Here is a 22093-nt window from a genome sequence, read left to right as displayed (position 1 = left end):
CATTATCCATTATCCATTATCCATTATCCATTATCCATTATCCATTATCCATTATGCTCATCTCCGCTATTGTCGCTATTTCCCAAAACAACGTCATCGGCCGTGACGGGCACCTCCCGTGGCACCTTTCCGCCGACCTCAAACGCTTCAAGGCTATCACGACGGGGCATTCCATAATCCTCGGTCGCAAGAACTACGACGACATCGGACGCCCGTTGCCGAACCGCACGAACTATGTGCTCACGCGGAATACGGCGTTCGAGGCTCCGGGGTGCACTGTGTGCGGGAGCCTCGAACAGGCCTTGGACAAGGCCCGCGCCGCCGGGGAAACGGAGTGCTTCATCATCGGCGGCGCCGCCGTATACCGCGAGGCCATGCCGCTTGTCAAAAAGTTGTATGTGACGCGTGTGCTTTCCGATGTAGATGGCGATGTGTTCTTCCCGGATTGGGGAGATGGCTGGCGAATGGTATCCGAAGAATCTTTTAGTGCTGACGAGAAAAACGATTTTGCTACATTGTTCCAAGTCTGGGAGCGTTGACTCCCGCAGGATTGGGAAACATGATGAGGCGGTCTCGCAGGATTTTATTCACAGTCATCGCGTTCGCGTTCTTGGTGCTCTTTTTTGTGTTCTTCGCAAATCTGAGCAAGCGCGGGCTTGATAACGACCAACTGCATTTCGATGAGGGCTGGTCGGTCACCTATGGTGGTTCCACCTCGAATAATGTCAATATCGCGGAATACAAGATTCCCGAAGATGTCAAAATTGGCGATACGCTTGTTTACAAGAAACTCCTGAACATCGACGTCCTTCCCTTGTCTACGCTGCGCTTCAGGACTTTCCACTCTGCAGTTTCGGTCTATTTGGACGACCAGCCTATTTACAGCTATGGGCATGATTTGTATAAACAAGGGCGCCTGGTCGGTAGCGGGTTCCATTTTATCAATTTACCCGAAAATGTCGACCGCCGCACGATTACCATAAAACAAATCGTTGCGGAAACCGCTGCGGCGCTCACTTCCACGTCCGTCAAGGTCTTGCATAACAACATTGTGTCGGACTTTTTCTCGCGGCATGCGCTGGCGGCTGGTAGTGGTATTTTCCTTTGCCTTTTCTCTGTTCTTTCTGTCTTTGTTGGTTTCATTGCTCTTGCTTATTCGCGCTCGTTCTATCGACTCATCCTGATAGGCTTCATTTCGTTTTTGATGGGGCTTTGGACCATGTGCTATATGAGGGTTATCCAAATGTTCTCCATGGATTTTGCCTTCAACACCTTGCTTGAGTACATTTCGCTTTATCTAGTCCCGATTCCCATGTGTCTTTTGCTGATCAATATGCGCTGGGGGAGGCTTGCCCGTTGGAAGATGAACGGCCTATGGACGTTCTTGGCTGTTGCCGTGCTGTTCTTTGTCGTATCGACAGTGTCCCATGCGCTGAACTTCGCTCACTATTCGTGCTTCCTTCCGTTCTTCCATCTTTTTGTGATTGTCTTGTTCTTGTACATGCTCTTGGCGAGAATTCTGCACGACCGTATGTTTGGTATGCAGGAACGCATCCTTGTTTATGGAATCGTCATCTTCTTCTCGTTCGGAATCATTGATTTGGTGCGCTTCCACATGCAGTGGTACCTTGGCGTTGTCGATAGCAATATCGATTTAACCCTTTTGCCGTTGGGTGCGCTTGTTTTTGTGATATTCCTGATGGTGAGTTATTTTATTTATCTGTACGATGTGGTCATGGACAAGACCGAAAAAGAAATGCTCAAGCAGATTGCTTTTCGTGATTCGCTGACGGGGCTTTACAACAGGGCCAAGTGCGAACGAATTTTTGAGGTGCTTGACCGCCGGGACAGCAAATACGCTATCGTGAGCATCGATATGAATGGCCTCAAGAAGGTGAATGATTCTCACGGGCACAGCGTCGGTGATAAATTATTGATAAGATATGCCGAAGTGTTCAAGAAGGCTTTCAACGGAGTGGGAACGACTATCCGCATGGGTGGCGACGAGTTCTTGGCGATAGTCCGTTCGGAACACTTGCATGAGTTGCAGTCGGCGTTGAAGGACTTGAAAATTCTGGAGAAAAGCAATAGCTACGGCTTGCCGGTGCCATTGGAAGCCGCTTACGGCTACGCGATACATGAACTGGGCGATTCGACAAAAGCCAAAGATGTCTACAAGTTGGCCGACAGCAAAATGTACGACATGAAAGTCAGTACGATGAAAAATCGCAAGAATTAGGTTCTTCCCGTTCTTGAAAATGGTTCGGGGATAGACGTTTTTCTTGTTTTTTGTATAGATTTACAAGCATGATTGAGTTCCATATTTTTTATAAGCTTATCGCTGCGCTGGGTATCGGTTTTATTATCGGCATGCAGCGTGAGCATTCGTATTTCGATGCGTCGGATAGGCATCCGGCGGGTGTCCGCACATTTTCGATGGTCGGCTTGAGCGGTGTTTTGTCTGTGTTCTTTTCTGATTTGCTTGGCTCTGTGGCTCCGTTCATTACAGGCCTTGTCGTCATCGGGATTTTGTTGGCGGCATCGCATGTCGCATTCGGCTTGAGCCATAAGGAAGGTACGGCCGGTATAACGACAAGTGTCGCCTTGCTGCTTGTTTACCTTCTTGGCGGGTTGTGCTGGTACAATCGGTTGCTGGAAGCGTGCGTGGGGATGGTCGTTCTCTTGTTGCTGCTCAATTCCAAGAAGCAACTGCACGACTTTGCGAACAGACTTTCGGCGGAAGATATTATCGCGACAGTGAAGTTTGCCGTGATCACGTTGATGATTCTTCCGTTTTTGCCGAACAGTTCGTTTGGCCCGCCGGGGCTCGAGGTTCTGAATCCTCATTCGATTTGGCTCTTTGTCGTGTTCATCAGCGGCATCGGTTTCGTGAGCTACATCTTGATCAAGTTGATTGGCCCGGGCAAGGGAATTTGGCTGACGGGGCTTTTTGGCGGGCTTGCGAGCAGTACCGCGCTTACGCTCAACATGGTGGGGCGGAGCCGCAACAACGAAAGCTATGCTGATGATTTTACCGTGGGCATCGTGCTCAGCTGGGCGGTGATGTATGCGCGCCTGTATTGCATTTGCATTTTCTTGGTGCCGAATCTGGCGGGGCCACTTGCTGTTCCGCTGCTTGTGCCGGTGGTCCCGAGCCTGGGATACGCCTTGTTCCTCAAGTTCAAGGCTGGGCAGCATACCGAGAAGAGTTCGGATTTCAGCAATCCGTTCCGGCTTTTGCCTGCAATCAAGTTTGGCCTAGTTTTCACAGTCGTGATGTTTGTCGCGAATGCCGCCCGCGTGTACTTGGGCAACGGAGCGCTTATCGGTTGCAGTTTCTTGGGGGGCGCCGCCGAGATGGATGCCGTGGCTTTCTCGTTAATAGACATGAGCATGAAGGCTTCTATCGAGAACCGGGAACTGATTCTTTCGATTTTGTTTGCAAGCCTTGCGAATACGCTTACCAAGGGGGGCCTTGTGTTTTTCTTGGGGGCAAAGCCCATGCGTAAGCTCATCGTGCCGGCGGTCTTGGGCATTTGCGTGGTGACTGCCGTTCTTATTGGCCTTTATTTCTAGCCCTCTGCGAGGCGAAAAAGGGAATTGTCTGTATGTCCGAAAAAATGAATTACGCTTTGACTATTGCTGGTTTTGATGGAAGTGCCGGTGCGGGAATCTTGGCCGATGTCAAGACGATGGCGCATTTTGGTGTTTATGCCCAAGCTGTGTGTACCGCGCTTACAGAGCAGAACGAAGATGAATTTGTCGCTCCGGGTTGGGTCATTTGGGACCGGATTGAGGCTCAGCTCGAAACGCTGTTCAAAAAGCACACGTTCAAGTTCGTGAAGATTGGACTTGTGGAGAAAGCCAAGGTTCTCAAGCGCATTGTCGACTTTATCCGCATGCGTTCTCCTGATGCCTTTATTATCTGGGATCCCATTGCGAGTGCCAGCGCCGGTTTCCATTTCTTGAGGGCGGTGGAGCAGGACGATTTCATGCCCGTGATGAAGAATATCGACCTAGTGACTCCGAATCAGGAGGAATTTGGTTTCCTCGGTTTGGGGCTTGCCGCCTCTCGTGGAAAAATTGAACTGGGCAAGGATTTTGCTTTGCTGTTGAAGGGGGGGCATTCCAAGGACAGCGATGCTGTTGATATCCTTTGGGACCGTGACGGGAATCAGTACAAATTTTCGAGCCCGCGCCTTGTCGGTGTTGAAAAGCATGGTACGGGTTGTACTTTGTCGGCTGCGATTTTGGCGAACTTGGCCCTAGGCAAGGATTTGCCGGAGGCTTGCAAAGCGGCCAAAGAATATATGGACAAGATGTTGCGTTCTGGTGAAGGCCGCTTGATGGGCCTTGTCTAGGCCTCAGCTAGCTTTTCTTTTCGTCCTTTTTCTTGTCGCTGCTGGACTTGTTGTCCTTCTTGTCGTCTTTTTTCGGTTCTTCCTTCTTGGAGTCCTTCTTTTCTTCTTTCTTGGGCTCGTCTTTTTTAGTTTCTTTCTTTTCGTCCTTTTTAGGCTCTTGTTTCTTGGACTCTTCTTTCTTGACGTCTTTTTTATCGTCTTTTTTCGGTTCGGCCTTAGATTCCGACTTGGATGAGTCCTTCTTGGCTGTTTCTACGGCTTTGGTGGTATCCTTTGCTGCGTTATTGATGACCTCTTGCGTTTTGGAATTGGCCTGCTTCAGAAACTTTTGCAGGTCAACGACGGGTTCCATATTTTTTTCTTCGCTGACAGAACGTATGGGAACGTAATAGGTGGAATCCGCTGCGGTGAGGGTGTCTAGTCCGATGAGTTCAAATTTGGAATAAAGTAGTGCAGCCCATTCGCGGAGCCAACTCTTGCGGGATTCGCGGTTGATGTACCACGTGTTGGCATCGTAAAGGTAGTGGTGAATGTCGGTCGTGAGGAAAACGGGACGCTCTCCGGCGAGCGCTTTGAATAGGTTTGCAACCCTATGGGTCGCAGCAGCCGAAGTCAACAACAGTACGGTGTCTGCCTTGCGATTCTTGAGCCAGGGGATGATTGTATAGGCTTCGCTGATGGTGGAGGGGTCGTCGTGGGGGGCGAGGAATAGGGCTGCGCTGTCGATGCTGGAATGGCGCAGGAAATCGTCGGCGTAGAAATCGGCGTTGCTCCGGTCCCTGAGAACTCGGCGACCCATGATGAGCACAGAATCGGCTTTCCCTTGTGCCACGAGATTTGCGGCAAAGTCGTTCCGTTCCATGTCGGCCGATTGTCCGTCTAGAATGACGACCCATTTTACGTGCTTGAATTCATCATCGTTCACGAGCCATTGCCCGCTTTTGGTAAAGACGGCATAAAGCGCAATGATGGCGAGAATGATCGTCGATGCTGCGATGATGAGCGCCTTCTTGACTAACTGGGCGTAGTTCTTTTTCTTCTTGTTCAATAATAGCTTGGACACTTTTTCCCCTCTTCTTTAATTTATTTGTGACTCCAATTCTATAGAATATAGGCAGGCGTTTTCGCCATCGGAGTAATAATTCTTTCTATCCCCGTAAAGTTTAAAGCCGTTTTTCTCGTAGAATTTGCGTGCGGTGCTATTGGCTTCGCGGACTTCGAGGAAACAGCGGTCTTTTTCTTCGGGGCTCAGGCGGGATAAGCCTGCATCCAGGAGCATCTTGCCGATGCCTTTATGCTGGCAGTTTCGGCTTACAGCAATGCTTAATAGTTCCGAATCTGAGCCTAGCAGGTGGAATACCGCATAGCCATTAATTTGTGGTGTACCTTGGTCTGTACCCGTTTCGTAGACAACGCAAAGTGCATAGTTGGCGCGTATCTCTGCCGCGAATTGAGCCGTGTTCCAGTCCTGGAATGCCAGTTCTTGCTGGATTTCCAGAACTCGGGGCAAATCGGTTTCTTTCATTTCGCGGATAGGCATATAAACGGCTAGGCTGGTTATGCTTTCAGTTTTTCAAAATATGAAGGTTGTATGTAGTTCGCTTCTTGGATCAGTGTCGGCTTGACAGTATCGAACAGCGGGGCCCATTGGCTTAGCGGCTTGCCTGTGTCTGGAGAGATGCTGGCACCGAGTTCTTCAAATACGGCTTTTAGTTCATTGTCGGCTTGGGCGGCTTCATCTGCGACAACATGCGTTGCCTTGTTCTTGCCCAACGCCTGGATGACTTCTGCCGTGTCGATGAATTTTTCCGTGCCGTTTAGGCGCAAGTACCAATAGCCGTTGCGTGCCCGGATAACGACTGCGACGGGGTCGCCTTCTTTAGCCTGGGCAAAACATTCCAGTGCCTGGAGTGTCGTTACGCCGTACAGGTTGCGCTTGCCGCTGAAACACAGCCCCTGGCAGAACGCGACTCCCGTTCGCAGTCCGCTGAACGAGCCCGGCCCGACCGTGACCATCACGCGCTTCACATCGTCGAGCGTGGCGCCGGACCGTTCCAAGAGTGTATCGAGGTTTGCGCTGAGCGATTCGCCTTTGGCAGATGGCTCTATAATTTCCTCATAGGCGGAACCGTCCGGCGAAGCGATCGCCATCGAGATGCCTTTCCGGGAAGTGTCTACATAGAGATCGAAGGTCATGGGGTTATAGTGGTTAGTAAACAGTGGCTAGTAAATAGTGGTTAGTAAACAGTGGTTAGTAAACAGTGGGCCGAAGGCCGTTAGTGGTTTGGGAGGCTCGAGCCTCGAACCTCGTGCCTCGAGCCTGGAGCCTCATCTACCTCTTTATCACAATGCTCTTGTCGATAATCAAATCGATGAGCTGGCTGTAGGTAATGCCGATGCAGGCAGCTTGTTGTGGCAGCAGCGATGTGGGCGTCATGCCCGGCAGTGTGTTCGTCTCGATGGCGAACAGTTCACCGTCCTTGGTTATGCGGACATCGGTACGGCTGTAACCGGCACCACCGAGGGCGTAGTGAGCGTTCTTCGCGAGTTCCTGGATGCGAGCGGTGAGTTCCGGTGCGAATTCCGCAGGAGTCACTTCTTGGCATTCCCCGTTGTACTTGGCCTCGTAGTCGAAGTATTCGCGCGTCGTCATGCGCATTTCGGTGGGCGGGAGCGGTTTTTCGCCTTCGATGTAGCCGCAGCTCGCTTCGCCACCGGCAATGAATTTTTCGCACAGCAGGCGGTTGGAATCCTTGAAGAGGTCCTGTACAATCTTGCCGGCCTCGTCCATATCCTTTGCAATGCCGATGCCGATGGAAGAACCACCCAGCGGGTCCTTAATGACCAGCGGGAATCCGAGCTCGTCGGCGACATTGACGAGAACATCTCCGGTAAAGTCATGTTTCCAAATGACGCGGTAGGGAGGAGTCGGAATGCCGTTAGCCCTGTAGATTTCCTTGGACTTGATTTTATCCATGGCGAGGGCCGATGCGAGGAGTCCGCAACCCGTGTATGGAATGCCCCAGTTTTCGAGCATGGCCTGGATGTGGCCGTCTTCGCCCCACTTGCCGTGCAGCGCGAGGAATGCAATGTCGGAATCGGGCAGTTCGGAGAGGGCGGGGGATTTTTTGCAGTTGGCAGCCGAACCTTCGAGACTGTGGAAATAGTTGACCGAGAAATTCATCTTCTGGTAGGGGGAAAGTTCCCTAGAAGACCAGTGCCAGGTTCCGTCCTTGTCAATCAAGACAGGGTGGATGTTGTACTTTTCGGGATCCATGGCACGTACGACGCCAGTTCCGCTCACGACCGATACGTCGTGTTCCGTGGAAGGGCCGCCCATCAGTACTAAAACGCGTAAACGGGACATAAAAAACCTCTTTTGAATTCGTTCAAGGATAATGTAGTATTTGGAACGGTTTTAGGTTTGGCCATAAAGTGATTAATGGAGTGTTTCCGTTCAAAAGACGAAAGTAAAATCCGTGTAAAGTGCAAATAAAACCTTTGCTAAACCATCTTTTGGAGCATTGGATTTGGCCAATGGAGTTGTTTTCTTGGCGTTGTATAATTCGTAGATTGTGAATATGATATACATTGTTGAATATGACGCCGAAATCCGCGAATTGGAAACCTATGCGCTCAATAGTAGCGGTTTTGAGGTTAAGGTGTTCGAATGAGGAAAGGCGATGGACGAACAAGTCAAAATTTGCGAACCGGACTTGTTCATTCTCGATATTATGTTGCCGGGTGAGGATGGTCTCAGCATCTTGAAACGTCTCCGTGCACAAGAAAGAACAAAGAACATTCCCATCATCATGCTCACCGCTAAAAGTTCTGAGCTTGATAAAGTCAAGGGGCTTGATTCTGGTGCAGACGACTATATCGCCAAGCCCTTCGGCATCTTGGAATTTGTTTCGCGTGTCAAGGCATTGCTTCGTCGCTCCGGTAACATAAACTCGGCAAGCGAAGAACCGAAAACAATCACGTTGGGTGGAGTTTCCTTAGACGATGCTTCGCGAACGGTTGCTGCTGGTAGCAATAACGTTGATTTGACTTACAAGGAATATGAACTCCTCAAGTTGCTCCTGTCGCATCCTGGGCTTGTCTATTCTAGGCAGCAGATTCTTGAAAAAATTTGGGGTATCGATTTCAAGATGGACACACGAACGGTAGATATGTATGTCAAGACGCTCCGTCAAAAACTTGGCGAGCATGGTGCTATTATCCAAACGGTTCGTAATGTCGGGTACAAGGCTCAATGAAAGACCGCATCCGCTACAGTCTGATTTACATGGGTGTCCTTGCGGCCCTGTTTGCCGTGTATTTTACGATGCAAGTTTTCGAAGGGGAAATGGCTGACCAGCTCAAGGTGAACTTGCGTGAAAACCTACGCTTGATAGAAGCCGCCTACGTCAATGAATCGCTAGACAGCACTCCCGAAAAAATTGTCGCAATACGCCAATAAGGATCTTCGTATCACTCTCATCGATTCGACGGGAGCGATTCTTTACGATAGCGATGCCGAAGCGGGCAAAATGGAAAATCACAACGACCGTAAAGAAGTGATAGACGCATTTGCAAAGGGCTTTGGCGAAGACCTTCGTTATTCCTCGACTTTGCAAGCCAAGACGATTCCGTACCTTATCGCTTTGTTGGGGGCTATCATCGTGGCTGCAATCTTGATTGCGATTGGCCTCAGCTGTGCATTCCATTGAACAGCTTTCGAGCGAAAAGCAAAAGATTTCGCAGCTGAAGGACGAATTCACCGCAAATGCTTCGCACGAGCTGAAGACTCCGCTGACATCTATTTCGGGCTATGCGGAACTTATTGAAAATGGTATGGCGAAACCCGAAGATATCAAGGTCTTTGCCGGAAAAATCCATAAAGAAGCACAGCGGCTACAGGCGATTGCAAACGACATCATTGTTCTCTCGAAGTTGAACAATCATAACGGTGAATCGTTTGATCTCGGTGAAAAAATCAACCTTTGGAATTTGGCTCGCTCTTGTATTGAAAATCTCGTTTTGAGTGCGAACAAAAAGAATATCCAGCTGACGCTCGATGGCGAACCGACTGCTGAAATTTCTGGAAACTCAAAACTCCTCTTCGAAATGATTTTTAACTTGGTCGATAATGCTATCCGCTATACAGAAGCCGGTGGCAAGGTTGCATTGCTTGTTGAAACGAACGCCATTACTGTGAAAGACACTGGAATTGGCATCCCTGAGGAATGTCAATCCCGCATCTTTGAACGTTTCTACCGTGTCGATAAAAGCCGTTCCAAAGAGACGGACGGCACGGGTCTCGGTCTCGCCATCGTGAAGCATATCGCCGAAGTTCATCATGCGACGATTGACCTTAAATCAACAGTCGGTTTTGGCACCGAAATTAGAATCGGATTTACTTTATGATTCTTGCTATTTTGAAAATGATTGGTTGCCTTGCGCTCCTCATGTTTGGCATGAAAACCATGAGCGAAGGCTTACAGAAACTCACTGGTGGGCACCTCCGCGCTGTGCTAGGCACGATGACCAAGCATCGTTTGGGTGGCCTCCTTACGGGCACCTTCGTTACCGCTGCGGTGCAGTCATCGACGGCGACTACGGTCATGACTGTAAGTTTCGTAAATGCTGGCTTGCTGACTTTGGTGCAAGCGATTCCTGTGATTATGGGTGAAAACATCGGTACAACGGTTACGTCAAATTTGGCGGCTCTTTAACGAAGATTTTAGCATCAAGTTCATTAGCGGTGGCCTCATGAGTATTGCTGAACTTTCGCTTTTCGAGGCTCGCAAAGAAATTAACCTGTTTGTAGAACAAACCTTGAAAATGTTCCGGTTTGTTCCTGAATTGCTCAAGTTGAAGGACGAAGACGAGTTCAAAAAACTATTTGCCCGCATTGAAAAATACGAAGGCATCAGCGATAAATTTGAAATAGAAATCGGAAATTATTTGAATAGAGTGAGTGAAGGCCGCTTGAGCGCCGAAAGTAAAACGGCATTACAATGTATGCTCAAGGAAATTTCAGAAATTGAGAGTATTGGCGATGCCTGCTATAACATGGCGCGCGTCATCAATCGTAAATTCATGTGCGGAGAGGACTATACCGAGGAACAATATAGCCGCATTGATGCCATGTTGCAATTCTGCGACAAGATGCTTGAACAGATGAAATTGGTCGTTGAAGATAACCCGCAAGCAGATTTAAAGGCAATCCGGAATTTTGAATTTGAAATCAATGATTATCGCAAAATGCTCAAAAAAATGAACGTGAACGATTTGAATGCGCAGCGCTACAGCTACCAAATGGGTGTTCACTATATGGATCTCATCAATGATTGCGAAAAACTCGGTGATTATGTGGTCAATGTGGTGGAAGCCCACATGAATCACAAATTACTGCAGTAAAATCAATGACGAATTTCATTAGTAATGTTATTTTTCGCTACATGAAATATTCTTTGATTACCTTATGCGTTGGTTTAGTGAGTTTCCTTTCTGCTTGTGATTCCTCAGATTTGGAGGAACCATATAAGCCGACTCCGGAAGAACAAAAAAGATATGAAGACATAACTGCTGTAGAATCGACATTGAAAGGTTTGGGAGTCGGTTTTTATGTTGAAGGTGTCGGTGATCAAGGTACAGCTGTTTCCGATGAAATTTTCTATCTGGAAAAATGGCAAGGTCGTGCCCGCATTGATACTATACTCGTGAATTCTTATGCGACTCATGTCAATTTCACGTTCACATTTAAAAATGAATCACAATGTTCTTTTTCTGACATAAAATTTTTCTTGGATGGTCAACAAGTCGAACCTTCTGAACTAGACAAGGGATACGGTCCTAAATGTTTGTCTCTTGAAGTTCCTGAAACCATCAATTCTGAAGAACATGATATTTTCGTTCAAATGGATTCTGCCAAATGCGAAAATCTTTCTCAGTCATATCATTTTATTCCTGCGACACCTCGTCCTTTTGTTTATACAGGGAAAGCGTTATTTAATTCGTCGATATCCCTTACGGGGAGAAAAGAAGTTTGCCGCGATAAATTTTTCATGGATATATATGCGAGCATCTATGAGCTTGGGACGACGGCTGTTTTTGCCGATACAGTCTATTCCAACTGCTATTTGAGGCGAGGGGGCGATTCTTTGGCGTTGGATCTCGGATTTGAAAATACGGGAATAACTAGTTTGAGTAACCATTCCCGTGCTCATGCTTATATAGCAGAAGAATCCATGGCTAAATTTGATTTCATCAATGATGATTCAACCGCCATTATTGGATGCGCTCTTTTTTACCAACAATCTAGCAAGGAATATGCAAAGCCGGATGTTGTGCAATACACTGAAGATAGTGTCGTATTTGTCAATTGCGTTAATCATAAAATCAGCGGTCTAACCGTTGATGATTCCTTGCGAATTTCGGCAGAAATTCATATGGCTACAAGAGTTTTCGGAAAGGTAAAGATTAAGGATGCCTATACATTCTTTGATTTTGAACCTGCGAACATTCGGTCTGTTGATGATTCTCCTTGTTCTGAATATGACACATTGCCTTGCATCTCCCATTCTGAATTAGCTTACGCCTTAGAAGATGTTTGCGGAAAAGATTGCAAACAAACTTTTGATTCTCTGCAGGTCGTTATTCGATATATCCAACCTTATTCCAGCTTGAAAGAAGCCCAATTGACAATTCCCAGCAAACTTGAATTCCCCAAAGATTCTGCATTTATGGATTCTGTCATAAACCTTTTGGTTGATTCTGACGGTAATGCATTGCGGGATTGCAGATCTTTGGCGGCAAAAAGAATTGCCAATCCAAATAAATAACACTATAGGGACTTCGACGACGATTTAGGCGTGCGACCGTTTTATAGCTCGATATAGTGCGGAATGATGTCCTCGTAGCTCCCGTCTTTGAGCAGAAATCCTTTGGGAATCAAGCCGAGTTGGGTAAAACCGAGCTTTTTGTAGAGCTTGAGTGCCGAGGTGTTCGTGGCAACAACCGCGTTGAATTGTAAAATCCTGAAGCCGATTTCTTTTGCCTTCGCAAGGCAATCTTTCACGAGAAATTCGCCGATGTGCTGGCCGCGCTTGTCCTTCTTGACCGCATAACTCGCATTCGAAATATGCCCGCAGCGCCCCACGTTGTTCGGGTGAAGAATGTACAGCCCGACCACTTCGCCGGAGTCCGCATCAATGGCGATACCCGTGAACGACTGCGACTTGAAAAAAGCGCCTCCCGTCTGCGCGTCAAGTGTTTCCTTTTGCGGGAACGCGATGCCGTCTTCGACGATGTCGTTCCAGATTGCAATGGCGTCATTTGTGTACTTTTCGCTGTAGGCTTCGATTTTGAGCATGTTTTTCACCTCTTTTTATTGGAAGAATATATAAAAAATGCCGTGGTGTAGGGGAATTTCTATATTTGGCCGCAAATGAAAAAGCTACTTGATTTTGATAGCGAGCATTTGTGGCATCCGTATGCGGCGCTGAAAAATACTCCGGCCAGGTTCCTTGCAAAATCCGCTCATAGAACGACGATTGAAACGGCCGACGGTTTGAAACTGATTGATGCGGTATCGAGTTGGTGGTGCATGGCGCACGGGCATAACGCCCCTGAAATCGTCGAGGCGATTCAGAAACAGAGCGAAAAGATGTGCCACGTGATGTTCGGCGGCTTTACGCACGAGCCTGCAATTGAACTCGGTGAAAAGCTGGTGAATTTTTTGCCGGAAGGTCTCAACAAGATTTTCTTTGCAGATTCGGGAAGCATCGCCGTAGAATGCAGCGCCAAGATGGCGGTGCAGTACCAGCATTCGCTGGGTCGCCCGGAGCGTTGCAAGTTGGTCGCCTTGAAGGGCGGCTATCACGGCGACACCGCAGGCGCGATGGCACTTTCTGACCCTGACGGAATGCATACGCTTTTCCGCGGAATTATGCCGCACCATTACTTTGCGGAACGCCCGAACTGCCGCTTTGACGAGGCTTGGAATCCGACGGATTTCGCTTCGATGGAGCGCGTTGTCGAGGAACACAAGGATGAAATCGCTGCCGTGATTTGTGAACCCGTATTCCAGGGCGGAAACGGCATGTGGCTTTACAATGCAGGCTACTTGAAGGCTCTCCGCGAACTTTGCGACCGCTACGGCATCCTGTTGATTCTGGACGAAATCGCTTCGGGCTTTTTCCGCACGGGCCCGCGTTTTGCGATGGAGCATGCTGGCATTAAGCCGGATATTATGTGTATCGGCAAGGCGCTTACGGGCGGAAGCATTACGATGGCAGCTTGCGTGGCATCCGAGAAGGTTGCCGAAACGATTACGAACAGTAAGATTCCTGCCTTTATGCACGGCCCTACTTACATGGCGAACCCTTTGGCATGTGCCGCGGGAATCGCTTCGCTTTCGCTGTTTGAAAGTCGCGATTATGCCATGAGTGTCGCTCGAATCGAAAAGCGTTTGAAGCAGAATTTGGAACCGCTACGTTCGCTTGAAAATGCGGCGGATGTGCGTGTTCTCGGTGCGATTGGTGTCTTGGAACTGAAGGCGAAACCTTCGGCAGACGATATTCTGCGCGTGATTCGCGAAACCGGTGTGTGGCTCAGGCCGTTCTGCAATTATGTTTACACGATGCCTCCGCTCATTACGACCGATTCTGAAGTTGACCGAATTTGCGAGGCTATCAAGATGATTGGTGAATGTGAACCCGCGCCCGTCGTAGAAGGCGAAGATGAATTTCATGAGTGATATGGAATATTATAGTTTGAAAATGCGGGCCTCGCAGCAAGTGGGCGAAGGCGAGCAGAAACACGAACAGCATATTTCTGGTGCAGAACGTATTGTGGGCCGGGATTCCGTAGAAGCTGTGTGTACGGCGATGGTGCGCCGCGCCATGAATCATTCCAAGGGCGACCCGGATTTTATCAACGTGAAAATCGAAAAGGTTCACGAAAGCGATATTCGGATTTTGAAGGCATTGCCTGTAACGCGGATTGATGTGGAAACGTGGCAGGAAGGACTGGAGAAGGCATTTGGGTTGGTTAGTAAAGCTGTGATGGATGTTCATAAAGAAAGTTCCCTGAGCGTGCCGAAGGGAACGAGTGAAAATGCCTGCCTTCAAAACTTCGCCGCAAATTTGCCAGAACTTTTGCGGGCGACATTCCCGATGCGTGGCGCAATGCTTTACGATATTGCGACGGGTGAACGCCTGGAACCTGACCACGAACGCGGTGTCCGCGCGACTTATATGGATGCGCTGCATTCGAGCGAAGTGGACGGTTGCAAGAATCATTTTAACGAAGCGATTGTGCTTGCGACTAAGGTGGCGAATGCTCCTGGAATGGTGGCTGAGTTTTGCGTGAGCGATGACCCGAATTACGTGACTGGCTATGTCGCGAGCAAGGAACTCGGCTATGTGCGCATCATGAAGATGAAGGAAATGGGCTCCGAAAACGGAGGCCGGATTTTCCTATTTGATTCGCGCAAGGCCTCTGCCGAAGAATGCATCGAGTACTTGCAGAAGAAGAAAGTTTTGGTGGATGTCGGAGCATGAGTCACATTCTTGACATTTTTACGAAAGACGCTTTGGAATCGGCGCGGGCGAACAATACTTATCGCTCGATGCGCTTGATGGAAACGCCGGAATCGTCGTGCGTGAAAATCCGCATGCCCAACGGCGCTTTGCAAGAACAAATTCTGTTGGCATCTAATTCATACTTGGATCTCGCAAACATCGATGAACTCAAGCAGGCGATGGCCCAGGCGGTTCTTGAGTGGGGTACAGGTAGCGGCGGCGCTCGCCTTACGACGGGCAACAAGACTCCGCATCAGGAACTGGAAGAATTTATCGCGAAATTCAAGGGTGAAGAGTCCGCCATTACGTTCAACACGGGCTACATGGCGAATGTCGGCACGATTTCGGCCTTGTGCGGCAAGAACGACTTTATCTTCAGCGATGAACTGAACCACGCCAGCATTATCGACGGTGTCCGCCTTTCCCGTGCCAAGTGCTTTGTCTATAAGCATAACGATATGGCTGATTTGCAGCGAGTGATTCAAGAAGCGGATAAGTCTCGTGCGTATGCGCCTACATTGCCGGTTCCTCGCAAACTCATTGTGACAGACGCTGTTTTCAGTATGGATGGCGACCTCGCAAATTTGCCGGAACTTATGCGTGTCGCGAAAGAAAATGATTGTCTCTTGATGATCGATGAAGCCCACGCCACGGGCGTGCTCGGCAAGACCGGCCGCGGACTTGCCGAACACTACGGCTGTGCTCACGCCGACGTAACCGTCGGGACGTTGAGCAAAGCCGTCGCCGCCGAAGGCGGCTTCGTGGCGGGCAAGCAACAGCTGATTGATTTTTTGCGCAATAAGGCCCGCAGCTTTATTTTCACGACGGCGATGGCCCCTGCCGTTGCCGCTGCCGCCTGCAATAACTTGCGCTTCATCGATGCGCATCCTGAACGCGTTCAAAATCTGCGCGATAACGTGAAATTTTTCTGTGAAGCCTTGCAGCGTGAAGGCGTGAATGTTGTGCAGTCTCCTTCGGCGATTGTTCCGATTGTCATCGGCGACGAAGCGAAGGCAATGCAAGTTTCTGCAAAGCTTCAAGAACAGGGAATCCTGATTCCCGCGATTCGCTATCCGACAGTCGCCAAGGGGCAAGCCCGCCTCCGCGCAAGCCTGATGGCCACGCATACGCATGAACAACTTCAAACCGCCGCATCTGCAATTGCTCAAATCATAAAATCGACAAACTAGTATGTAACTCATTTTAAAAACATAATCGTCATTCTAATCCAGTAAAGGAAAATTTCTCTCTGAATGACACATCACTATTCCTAACCACCAATCACTAACCACTGTTTACTTTTTTATGAACAAGGGATATTTCGTTACAGCAACCGGAACCGATGTCGGCAAAACATTCGTCACAGCCCTTCTCGTTAAAAAGTGGCGCGATTCCGGCATCGATGCGGGCTACTACAAGGCCGCCCTCAGCGGCGCAGAACTCCGCGACTGCAAATGGGTCGCCGGCGATGCCGACTACGTGAAACGTATTGCTAATCTTCCCGATACGCAGGAACAGCTCGTAAGCTATGTCTATAAGGAGGCGGTCTCTCCGCATCTTGCTGCCCGCAAAGAAGGGAATCCCGTAGAATTGACAAAAGTCAAAGCCGATTTTGAAGCGGCTTGCGCTCGCCACGAGTTTATTTTTGCCGAAGGCAGCGGGGGAATCATTTGCCCCATTCGCTATGATAATCAGAAAATCTTCCTCGAAGATATTATCAAGACAGTGAATCTCCCGATTCTCGTGGTTACGACGGCGGCGCTCGGCTCCATTAACGCCTGCGTGCTCACAGTAGAATATGCTCGTAGCCGCGGCCTAGACATCCGCGGGCTCATCGTGAACCGCTACGGCTCTAGCGGCAACCTGGAAATGGAAGACGATAACATCCGCATGATGCAAGACCTGACGGGCCTCGAAATCCTTGCGAAAATCAAAGACGGCGACACCGACCTAGGCGTGCAACCGTTTTAAACCTTAATAGAATGTGATTCCAGTCCCGCCTTCTGTCATTGCGAGGAGCGTAGCGACGTGGCAATCTCTAATCACTTTTCTAATTCCGCTTTTAAAGACTTCAGGAACTGCGCGGCGGGTTTGCTGAATACGGGGTTCTTTTTCCACACGACCACGAGACCGCTGGTGCGTAACGGAGTAAACGGCACGAATACGAGTTTGCTCTTGCCGCCCGTATTTAGGAGGCCTTCTAACGAGATGGCTGCACCCAGCCCTTGCTCCACAAAGACGGATGCATTGTAAATCAGGTTATAGGTTGCGATGATGTTGAGCGAATTCAGGTCGCGCCCAAGTTGTCCTGAAAATTCTCGCGACATCATAACCTGTCTCGATGTGAGCAACGGAATATTTTCCAAGTCGCGAACGGTTACAAAGCCCTTTTTTGCGAGCGGATGATCCTTGCGCACGAGCAAGCCCCATGTGTCTCTTGCCGGGAGTTCCACAAATTCGTATTTTGACTTGTCAACCGGCTCCACCAAAAGCCCGAAGTCCAGAAGCCCCTGGTCCAGTTTTTCGGTCACGTCCTGGGCGTTGCCGCTGGTGATGTGCATACAAATCTTCGGATGTTCCTTTTGCATGCGCTTGCAGGCCGCCGCGATAATGCTGAACGCCTTTGTCTCGCCGCCACCGATATACACGTCGCCGATAACTTCTTCCTTGCTCGATTCGGCAAATTCCTTCTGGGTGTGCTTCACGAGCTCCATGATTTCTTGCGCACGCTTCTTGAATCGCAGGCCCTCTTCGGTCAGCGTCGTCTTCTTGTTGCTGCGCACAAAAAGCTGCGCCCCGATTTCTTCTTCGAGTTCCTGCATTTGGCGCGAAAGCGTCGGCTGCGTCACAAAGAGCACATTGTTCGCCGCCTGAGAGAAACTTTCCTGTTCCGCCACTGCCAAAAAGTATTTAAGAGTTCGTAGTTCCATAGGCATAAATATATATTATTTATGCCTCAAAAGCATAAATGGTTGGTTTGGTACGCTTTTTAAGCCAATTTGGGCGAAATGAGGCCTTCCTTCTGGTACACAACCTTGTGGACCACAACTTTGTGTACTTTTTGGTGCACAATATTGTGTACCGACAAAAAATAATGTATATTATAGGCGGAGGTTCTTATGAACGACGCTTTTATATATGGCTATGCGGTCGAAGGCGAAAACTTTACGGATCGCGAAGCCGAGACCAAAAGGCTCAAGGCGAATTTTGAGCACGGGGTAAACACCTTGCTTATCTCTAATCGTCGTATCGGCAAGACCTCCCTGGTTCGCCATGTTGGCCGCTTGGTGAATCCGAAAAAGGCCCTCGTCGTTTATTTGGACATCTTTGACTGCCGCAGCGAATACGATTTCTACAATAAACTTGCGACCGCGGTCTTGCAGCAGACTTCGTCAAAGATTGATTCTATCCTGCAAAATGCGAAGAATTTTTTGAGCCGGGTTTCGCCTAAAATCAGCATGGGGCCGGATCTGACGTCTGAATTTTCGCTTTCGCTGGGTATCACTCCGAAGGAGTATGCTCCCGAGCAGATTTTGGAATTGGCAGAAAATATTGCGAAAAAGCAAAAGAAACGTATTGTCGTTTGCATCGACGAGTTTCAACAGATTGGCGAATTTCCTGATTCGCTCTCTGTACAGAAACGGCTTCGTGGCGCATGGCAGTTGCAGCAGAATGTTTCGTATTGCCTGTTTGGCAGCAAAAAGCACTTGCTCACAAACATCTTCCAGAACAAGAGCATGCCTTTCTACCAGTTTGGCGATGCCATTTACTTGGGCGTCATTTCTACTGAAAATTGGGTTCCCTTTATTTGCGATAAATTCAAAAAGCAGGGACTTCGCATTGATGAAGTGCTGGCTTCAAGAATTTGCAGCGAGGTGGAAAATTATTCTTCTTATGTGCAACAGCTTGCCTGGTTGGTAATGCTGCACACTGAGCGTGAGGTATCTTCAGAAATAATTGATGTTTCCATGAACGAACTCATCGCACAGAACTCAGCGCTCTTTATGCAGCAGACGGAAGGGCTTTCCAGCTACCAGATGAATATGCTCCGGGCGATTGCTGCGGGAATTCATAATGGTTTCCTGTCGCAGGAGGTGTTGGAAACCTATCGCCTCGGAACCAAGTCGAACATTCCTCGGATAAAGAAGGCTTTGATAGATCGAGATATAGTAGAACAGCGCGAAACGGGCCTCTATATCAGCGACCCCGTATTCAACAAGTGGTTCAGAAGGTTTTAAAAATGAACATCAATTCTTTGCCGAAACACTACCGTAGTCGTTTGCTCCGTGAAACGAACTGCATCCACAAAGAACCGATCCCGTCGAAGAAACTTGTGAAACTTTTGAACGCCTGCCCAAAGGATTCCGTCCAGGACATTCATTTCTGCACGACGCCGGAACTGGAAAAAGACGAGGTTTGCGAAGAACAATTGCGCAAGGCCGAGTACATCGAAATCCTTAAAAAGCGAATTCCCAAAATATTCGAGAGCTTTGTCAAGTATTCCGGTGATTTTGAGTTTTCGCTATTCTTAGACCTTTGGCTCGATAAAAGCGCGAATATGCCTCCCTTTAAGGAAATGTTCCCGAAAGATTATCCTGCGAAATTCAACTTCTCGAACATTGACGAGCGCGTGTTCAAGTTCGTAGAACAGAATTTGTCCATAGGTTTTATGTTCCTTTTTGGAACGGATGAAGAAAACTTGACCTTGGTTGTTCCTGAGGAATTTATTGAAATTGTGCATGAAACAAAACGGTCTATGGCTGGGTTCCATGACTATTGCAAGGTTTACGCCAACCTTTATGGCGTATGCAATCCCGAGACGGTCGTCAGCAAGTGGATCATGGACCATGTCGACCGTACCCTGACCAAGAAACAAGGAGTTGCGGCAAAATTGTGAATTAAGGGCGAAAACACAGTCCCACCCAAGGTCCCAAAGTTGGTTGTGCGCCAAAAGTTAAAATTTTTACAAAATCTTCACAATCTTGGGAATGAAAACACAACAATCTTGGGAATTTTTATTCAACAATCTTGGGAATTTTGTATATTTAGGTCAAAAAGAGGTTCAAAATGGACAATTATCGCCCCCGATACATCGAAAGCCAAATTGAGCGATTACTCAAGTCCAGTAGCGCTGTTCTAGTCGCAGGGCCTAAATTTTGCGGGAAAACCACGACATGTCTTCGTATGTCAAAAAGCAATGTTCGCCTTGCTACACGCCGGAACATTGAACTGGCCCGAATGGAACCGCACAATACTCTCTTGGGCGAACAGCCAAGGCTTATCGACGAATGGCAGACCGTCCCCGAACTTTGGGACGAGGTCAGGGCGTGGGCCGATGAAAATCCCGGTTTTGGACAGTTCATTCTGACGGGCAGCTCCACCCCTGCCGACAAAAGCCAGATTCACCATTCCGGCGCAGGCCGCATCGTGACGCTCCCCATGCGCCCTATGTCACTTTTTGAATCCGGCGATTCCACCGGGTCCGTTTCACTTGCGGAACTTTTTTCTAGTGATGCTCCCAATGTATATGACACAAACGAAAAGCATTCCCTGAAAGACATGGCTTTCTACACTTGCCGTGGCGGCTGGCCCCTTTCGATTCTTGACGACCGAAGCGTTGCTCTCGATGTCACGGCAAACTATTACAATGGCCTTTTTAATTTCGATACAAGCGAGAATGAAAAATTCCGCAACAAGAAACCCGAAGTTCTGCGGATGATTTTGCGCAGCTACGCCCGAAACATTTCTACCGAAGCCGCCTACAGGACAATCATTCAAGACATAACCGAATCGAATAACCGGACCATGGACACAAAGACCTTCGATGACTACTGGGATGCACTCAAGGATTTGTTCATCATCAGCGACATTGAAGCCTGGAACCCCAACCTCCGCAGCAAGGCTGTCGTGCGCACCACACCCACAAGGCATTTTGTCGACACATCCATCGCATGCCAGGCACTTGATATTTCTCCTGATGATCTAATGTCTGATTTGAAATCCTTTGGCCTATTCTTTGAGGATTTGGCCGTGCGCGATTTGAGCATCTATACGAGCCTGCTTGGCGGAAACGTCAAACATTACCGAGATAGCCGCGGGCTGGAATGCGATGCCGTTGTCCATACCGGCAAGGGGAAATGGGGCGCCATTGAAATCAAACTTGGTGGCGATAAACTCGTTGAAGAAGGTGTTGCGAACCTGATCAAATTAAAGAATGATGTCAACGACCCGAATATGGCCTTTATGGCGATTGTCACCGCTACGGGTCCCGCGTACCGGCGTCCAGACGGAATATGTGTCATTCCTCTAAATTGCTTGAGAGCGTAACTGCTGGATTGCTACGATATTCTGGCAGAAATGTTGCCATCCTATTGAATGCGTTAAAAATAACTTAAAGGCAGTGGTTTAACAATTACTTATTTGCTATACGCTATATGCCTAAAAAGCATAACAAGCCATAGTAAATAAGTATTTGCTATTGCAAGGCGTTTTAGTTATATTATGAGCGTAAAGGGAGATGCTTGCGGGCATGACAATCCCGAAGGAAGAGTATTATGAAAAACGTTCTAGTGATTTCGAGCAGTCTGCGTACCAAGAGCAATTCCGAAATTTTGGCACAGGAGTTCGCGAAGGGAGCCGCCGAGGCTGGCAATAAGGTGGAAGTCGTTTCGCTGCGTGGCAAAAAGATTGCATTCTGCACGGGTTGCCTTGCATGCCAAAAGAAGGGCAAGTGTGTCATCAAGGACGACGCGAACGCCATCACCGAGAAAATGAAGAAGGCCGAAGTCATCGTGTTCGCGACGCCGATTTACTATTACGAGATGAGCGGTCAGCTCAAGACGATGCTCGACCGCGCCAATTCCCTTTATACGAGCGATTTCAAGTTCCGCGAGATTTACTTGCTCGCTTCTGCTGCCGATACCGACAAGAAGGCGATGAACATCGCGAAGCGCGGCATCAGCGGATGGATTGCCTGCTTTGATGGCGTGAAATTCAAGGGCGGCATATGTGCCACCGGTGCCGAGAATCCCGGCGATGTCAAGGAACGCACTACACTTTTGAAGAAAGTGTACGCAATGGGAAGTAAAGTTTAACAACAAGGAGATAACTCATGAAATCCAAATTCTTGAAAGCGGCGTTCGCCGTGGTTTCCGCCTGCAC

22 protein-coding genes and 2 pseudogenes are annotated in these 22093 nt (G+C 48.7%); 18 read left to right on the top strand and 6 right to left on the bottom strand.

All coding sequences use genetic code 11. The annotated features are described in order from the left end of the window. The 4 genes from Q0Y46_RS04985 to Q0Y46_RS04970 all read left to right on the top strand — a co-directional run. Window positions 1-539: dihydrofolate reductase (locus tag Q0Y46_RS04985; RefSeq protein ID WP_297945562.1), on the top strand; the 539-nt coding region annotated here is incomplete at its 5' end. A gap of 20 nt (window positions 540-559) precedes the next feature. Next, entirely contained in the window at window positions 560-2239 is a 1680-nt protein-coding gene (locus Q0Y46_RS04980; RefSeq protein ID WP_297945560.1) for a GGDEF domain-containing protein, read from the top strand. Between the two features lie 68 nt (window positions 2240-2307). After that, the gene (locus Q0Y46_RS04975) at window positions 2308-3576 is read left to right on the top strand and encodes an MgtC/SapB family protein (RefSeq protein ID WP_297945558.1); all 1269 of its coding nucleotides are present in this window, start codon (window positions 2308-2310) and stop codon (window positions 3574-3576) included. 32 nt (window positions 3577-3608) lie between these two features. Further along, the gene (locus tag Q0Y46_RS04970; protein WP_297945556.1) at window positions 3609-4361 is read left to right on the top strand and encodes a hydroxymethylpyrimidine/phosphomethylpyrimidine kinase; all 753 of its coding nucleotides are present in this window, start codon (window positions 3609-3611) and stop codon (window positions 4359-4361) included. 7 nt (window positions 4362-4368) lie between these two features. On the opposite strand, the gene Q0Y46_RS04965 is transcribed toward Q0Y46_RS04970, so the two are convergent. From Q0Y46_RS04965 to Q0Y46_RS04950, 4 genes are all read right to left on the bottom strand, one after another. Continuing rightward, window positions 4369-5424 carry an ElyC/SanA/YdcF family protein gene (locus tag Q0Y46_RS04965; RefSeq protein ID WP_297945554.1) on the bottom strand — a complete coding sequence of 352 codons (1056 nt, stop codon included), beginning with the start codon at window positions 5422-5424 and terminating at the stop codon, window positions 4369-4371. A gap of 15 nt (window positions 5425-5439) precedes the next feature. Beyond that, window positions 5440-5886: a ribosomal protein S18-alanine N-acetyltransferase gene (rimI, locus tag Q0Y46_RS04960; RefSeq protein WP_297945552.1), complete on the bottom strand. Its 447-nt coding sequence runs from the start codon at window positions 5884-5886 to the stop codon at window positions 5440-5442. 32 nt (window positions 5887-5918) lie between these two features. Beyond that, window positions 5919-6557: a tRNA (adenosine(37)-N6)-threonylcarbamoyltransferase complex dimerization subunit type 1 TsaB gene (gene tsaB, locus Q0Y46_RS04955; protein WP_297945550.1), complete on the bottom strand. Its 639-nt coding sequence runs from the start codon at window positions 6555-6557 to the stop codon at window positions 5919-5921. A 136-nt stretch (window positions 6558-6693) separates the two neighbouring features. Next, window positions 6694-7728: a D-alanine--D-alanine ligase gene (locus Q0Y46_RS04950; protein ID WP_297945548.1), complete on the bottom strand. Its 1035-nt coding sequence runs from the start codon at window positions 7726-7728 to the stop codon at window positions 6694-6696. Between the two features lie 214 nt (window positions 7729-7942). On the opposite strand from Q0Y46_RS04950, the pseudogene Q0Y46_RS04945 reads away from it, so the two are divergent. The 6 genes and pseudogenes from Q0Y46_RS04945 to Q0Y46_RS04915 all read left to right on the top strand — a co-directional run bounded on the left by Q0Y46_RS04945 (window position 7943) and on the right by Q0Y46_RS04915 (window position 12190). Beyond that, window positions 7943-8620: pseudogene (locus tag Q0Y46_RS04945) on the top strand (response regulator transcription factor). Beyond that, window positions 8617-8823, top strand: a complete 207-nt coding sequence (locus tag Q0Y46_RS04940; RefSeq protein WP_295682987.1) for a hypothetical protein — start codon at window positions 8617-8619, stop codon at window positions 8821-8823. Before Q0Y46_RS04945 ends, Q0Y46_RS04940 begins: the two are co-directional and overlap by 4 nt. Next, window positions 8804-9073, top strand: coding sequence for a hypothetical protein (locus Q0Y46_RS04935; RefSeq protein WP_295682989.1), 270 nt, complete (start codon window positions 8804-8806; stop codon window positions 9071-9073). Before Q0Y46_RS04940 ends, Q0Y46_RS04935 begins: the two co-directional genes overlap by 20 nt. Continuing rightward, window positions 9060-9770, top strand: coding sequence for an ATP-binding protein (locus Q0Y46_RS04930; RefSeq protein ID WP_297945544.1), 711 nt, complete (start codon window positions 9060-9062; stop codon window positions 9768-9770). Before Q0Y46_RS04935 ends, Q0Y46_RS04930 begins: the two co-directional genes overlap by 14 nt. Further along, window positions 9767-10766 (top strand): annotated as a pseudogene (locus tag Q0Y46_RS04920) (Na/Pi symporter). The gene Q0Y46_RS04930 and the pseudogene Q0Y46_RS04920 overlap by 4 nt, the downstream one beginning before the upstream one ends. Before the next feature lie 41 nt (window positions 10767-10807). Next, a complete protein-coding gene (locus Q0Y46_RS04915) occupies window positions 10808-12190 on the top strand; it encodes a hypothetical protein (RefSeq protein ID WP_297945538.1) in 1383 nt (460 codons plus the stop codon). A 41-nt stretch (window positions 12191-12231) separates the two neighbouring features. Here Q0Y46_RS04915 and Q0Y46_RS04910 read toward each other — a convergent pair whose 3' ends face one another. Further along, window positions 12232-12720: a GNAT family N-acetyltransferase gene (locus tag Q0Y46_RS04910; protein ID WP_297945536.1), complete on the bottom strand. Its 489-nt coding sequence runs from the start codon at window positions 12718-12720 to the stop codon at window positions 12232-12234. Between the two features lie 75 nt (window positions 12721-12795). Between Q0Y46_RS04910 and bioA the strand changes: the two genes are divergently transcribed. The 4 genes from bioA (at window position 12796) to bioD (ending at window position 16903) form a co-directional block, all read left to right on the top strand. Further along, on the top strand, window positions 12796-14106 hold the full coding sequence (gene bioA, locus Q0Y46_RS04905; RefSeq protein ID WP_297945534.1) for an adenosylmethionine--8-amino-7-oxononanoate transaminase: 1311 nt from the start codon (window positions 12796-12798) through the stop codon (window positions 14104-14106). Between the two features lies 1 nt (window position 14107). Continuing rightward, window positions 14108-14911, top strand: a complete 804-nt coding sequence (locus Q0Y46_RS04900) for a 6-carboxyhexanoate--CoA ligase (protein ID WP_295683096.1) — start codon at window positions 14108-14110, stop codon at window positions 14909-14911. Next, window positions 14908-16122 carry an 8-amino-7-oxononanoate synthase gene (gene bioF, locus Q0Y46_RS04895; RefSeq protein WP_297945532.1) on the top strand — a complete coding sequence of 405 codons (1215 nt, stop codon included), beginning with the start codon at window positions 14908-14910 and terminating at the stop codon, window positions 16120-16122. Before Q0Y46_RS04900 ends, bioF begins: the two co-directional genes overlap by 4 nt. Before the next feature lie 115 nt (window positions 16123-16237). Next, window positions 16238-16903 (top strand): dethiobiotin synthase, encoded by a 666-nt coding sequence (gene bioD, locus Q0Y46_RS04890; protein WP_297945531.1) that lies wholly within the window; start codon window positions 16238-16240, stop codon window positions 16901-16903. 71 nt (window positions 16904-16974) lie between these two features. On the opposite strand, the gene Q0Y46_RS04885 is transcribed toward bioD, so the two are convergent. Next, the gene (locus Q0Y46_RS04885; protein ID WP_297945529.1) at window positions 16975-17862 is read right to left on the bottom strand and encodes a LysR family transcriptional regulator; all 888 of its coding nucleotides are present in this window, start codon (window positions 17860-17862) and stop codon (window positions 16975-16977) included. 189 nt (window positions 17863-18051) lie between these two features. On the opposite strand from Q0Y46_RS04885, the gene Q0Y46_RS04880 reads away from it, so the two are divergent. From Q0Y46_RS04880 to Q0Y46_RS04865, 4 genes are all read left to right on the top strand, one after another. Beyond that, a complete protein-coding gene (locus Q0Y46_RS04880) occupies window positions 18052-19170 on the top strand; it encodes an ATP-binding protein (protein ID WP_297945527.1) in 1119 nt (372 codons plus the stop codon). A gap of 2 nt (window positions 19171-19172) precedes the next feature. Further along, window positions 19173-19829, top strand: a complete 657-nt coding sequence (locus tag Q0Y46_RS04875) for a hypothetical protein (RefSeq protein WP_297945524.1) — start codon at window positions 19173-19175, stop codon at window positions 19827-19829. A gap of 170 nt (window positions 19830-19999) precedes the next feature. Then, on the top strand, window positions 20000-21259 hold the full coding sequence (locus tag Q0Y46_RS04870; protein WP_297945522.1) for a DUF4143 domain-containing protein: 1260 nt from the start codon (window positions 20000-20002) through the stop codon (window positions 21257-21259). Between the two features lie 227 nt (window positions 21260-21486). After that, window positions 21487-22026, top strand: coding sequence for a flavodoxin family protein (locus tag Q0Y46_RS04865; RefSeq protein WP_297945520.1), 540 nt, complete (start codon window positions 21487-21489; stop codon window positions 22024-22026). The last annotated feature ends 67 nt before the right edge of the window (window positions 22027-22093 follow it).

Origin of the sequence: uncultured Fibrobacter sp. (genome assembly GCF_947305105.1) — a bacterium.
In the GTDB taxonomy this organism is placed as follows: domain Bacteria; phylum Fibrobacterota; class Fibrobacteria; order Fibrobacterales; family Fibrobacteraceae; genus Fibrobacter.
This window is presented reverse-complemented; position numbering and strand designations above follow the sequence as displayed.

Coding starts and splice junctions, on each gene's coding strand:
- Q0Y46_RS04980 (WP_297945560.1), top strand. CDS start 560: ATGATGAGGCGGTCTCGCAGGATTTTATTCACAGTCATCGCGTTCGCG.
- Q0Y46_RS04975 (WP_297945558.1), top strand. CDS start 2,308: ATGATTGAGTTCCATATTTTTTATAAGCTTATCGCTGCGCTGGGTATC.
- Q0Y46_RS04970 (WP_297945556.1), top strand. CDS start 3,609: ATGTCCGAAAAAATGAATTACGCTTTGACTATTGCTGGTTTTGATGGA.
- rimI (WP_297945552.1), bottom strand. CDS start 5,886: ATGAAAGAAACCGATTTGCCCCGAGTTCTGGAAATCCAGCAAGAACTG.
- tsaB (WP_297945550.1), bottom strand. CDS start 6,557: ATGACCTTCGATCTCTATGTAGACACTTCCCGGAAAGGCATCTCGATG.
- Q0Y46_RS04950 (WP_297945548.1), bottom strand. CDS start 7,728: ATGTCCCGTTTACGCGTTTTAGTACTGATGGGCGGCCCTTCCACGGAA.
- Q0Y46_RS04940 (WP_295682987.1), top strand. CDS start 8,617: ATGAAAGACCGCATCCGCTACAGTCTGATTTACATGGGTGTCCTTGCG.
- Q0Y46_RS04915 (WP_297945538.1), top strand. CDS start 10,808: ATGAAATATTCTTTGATTACCTTATGCGTTGGTTTAGTGAGTTTCCTT.
- Q0Y46_RS04910 (WP_297945536.1), bottom strand. CDS start 12,720: ATGCTCAAAATCGAAGCCTACAGCGAAAAGTACACAAATGACGCCATT.
- bioA (WP_297945534.1), top strand. CDS start 12,796: ATGAAAAAGCTACTTGATTTTGATAGCGAGCATTTGTGGCATCCGTAT.
- Q0Y46_RS04900 (WP_295683096.1), top strand. CDS start 14,108: ATGGAATATTATAGTTTGAAAATGCGGGCCTCGCAGCAAGTGGGCGAA.
- bioF (WP_297945532.1), top strand. CDS start 14,908: ATGAGTCACATTCTTGACATTTTTACGAAAGACGCTTTGGAATCGGCG.
- bioD (WP_297945531.1), top strand. CDS start 16,238: ATGAACAAGGGATATTTCGTTACAGCAACCGGAACCGATGTCGGCAAA.
- Q0Y46_RS04885 (WP_297945529.1), bottom strand. CDS start 17,862: ATGGAACTACGAACTCTTAAATACTTTTTGGCAGTGGCGGAACAGGAA.
- Q0Y46_RS04880 (WP_297945527.1), top strand. CDS start 18,052: ATGAACGACGCTTTTATATATGGCTATGCGGTCGAAGGCGAAAACTTT.
- Q0Y46_RS04875 (WP_297945524.1), top strand. CDS start 19,173: ATGAACATCAATTCTTTGCCGAAACACTACCGTAGTCGTTTGCTCCGT.
- Q0Y46_RS04870 (WP_297945522.1), top strand. CDS start 20,000: ATGGACAATTATCGCCCCCGATACATCGAAAGCCAAATTGAGCGATTA.
- Q0Y46_RS04865 (WP_297945520.1), top strand. CDS start 21,487: ATGAAAAACGTTCTAGTGATTTCGAGCAGTCTGCGTACCAAGAGCAAT.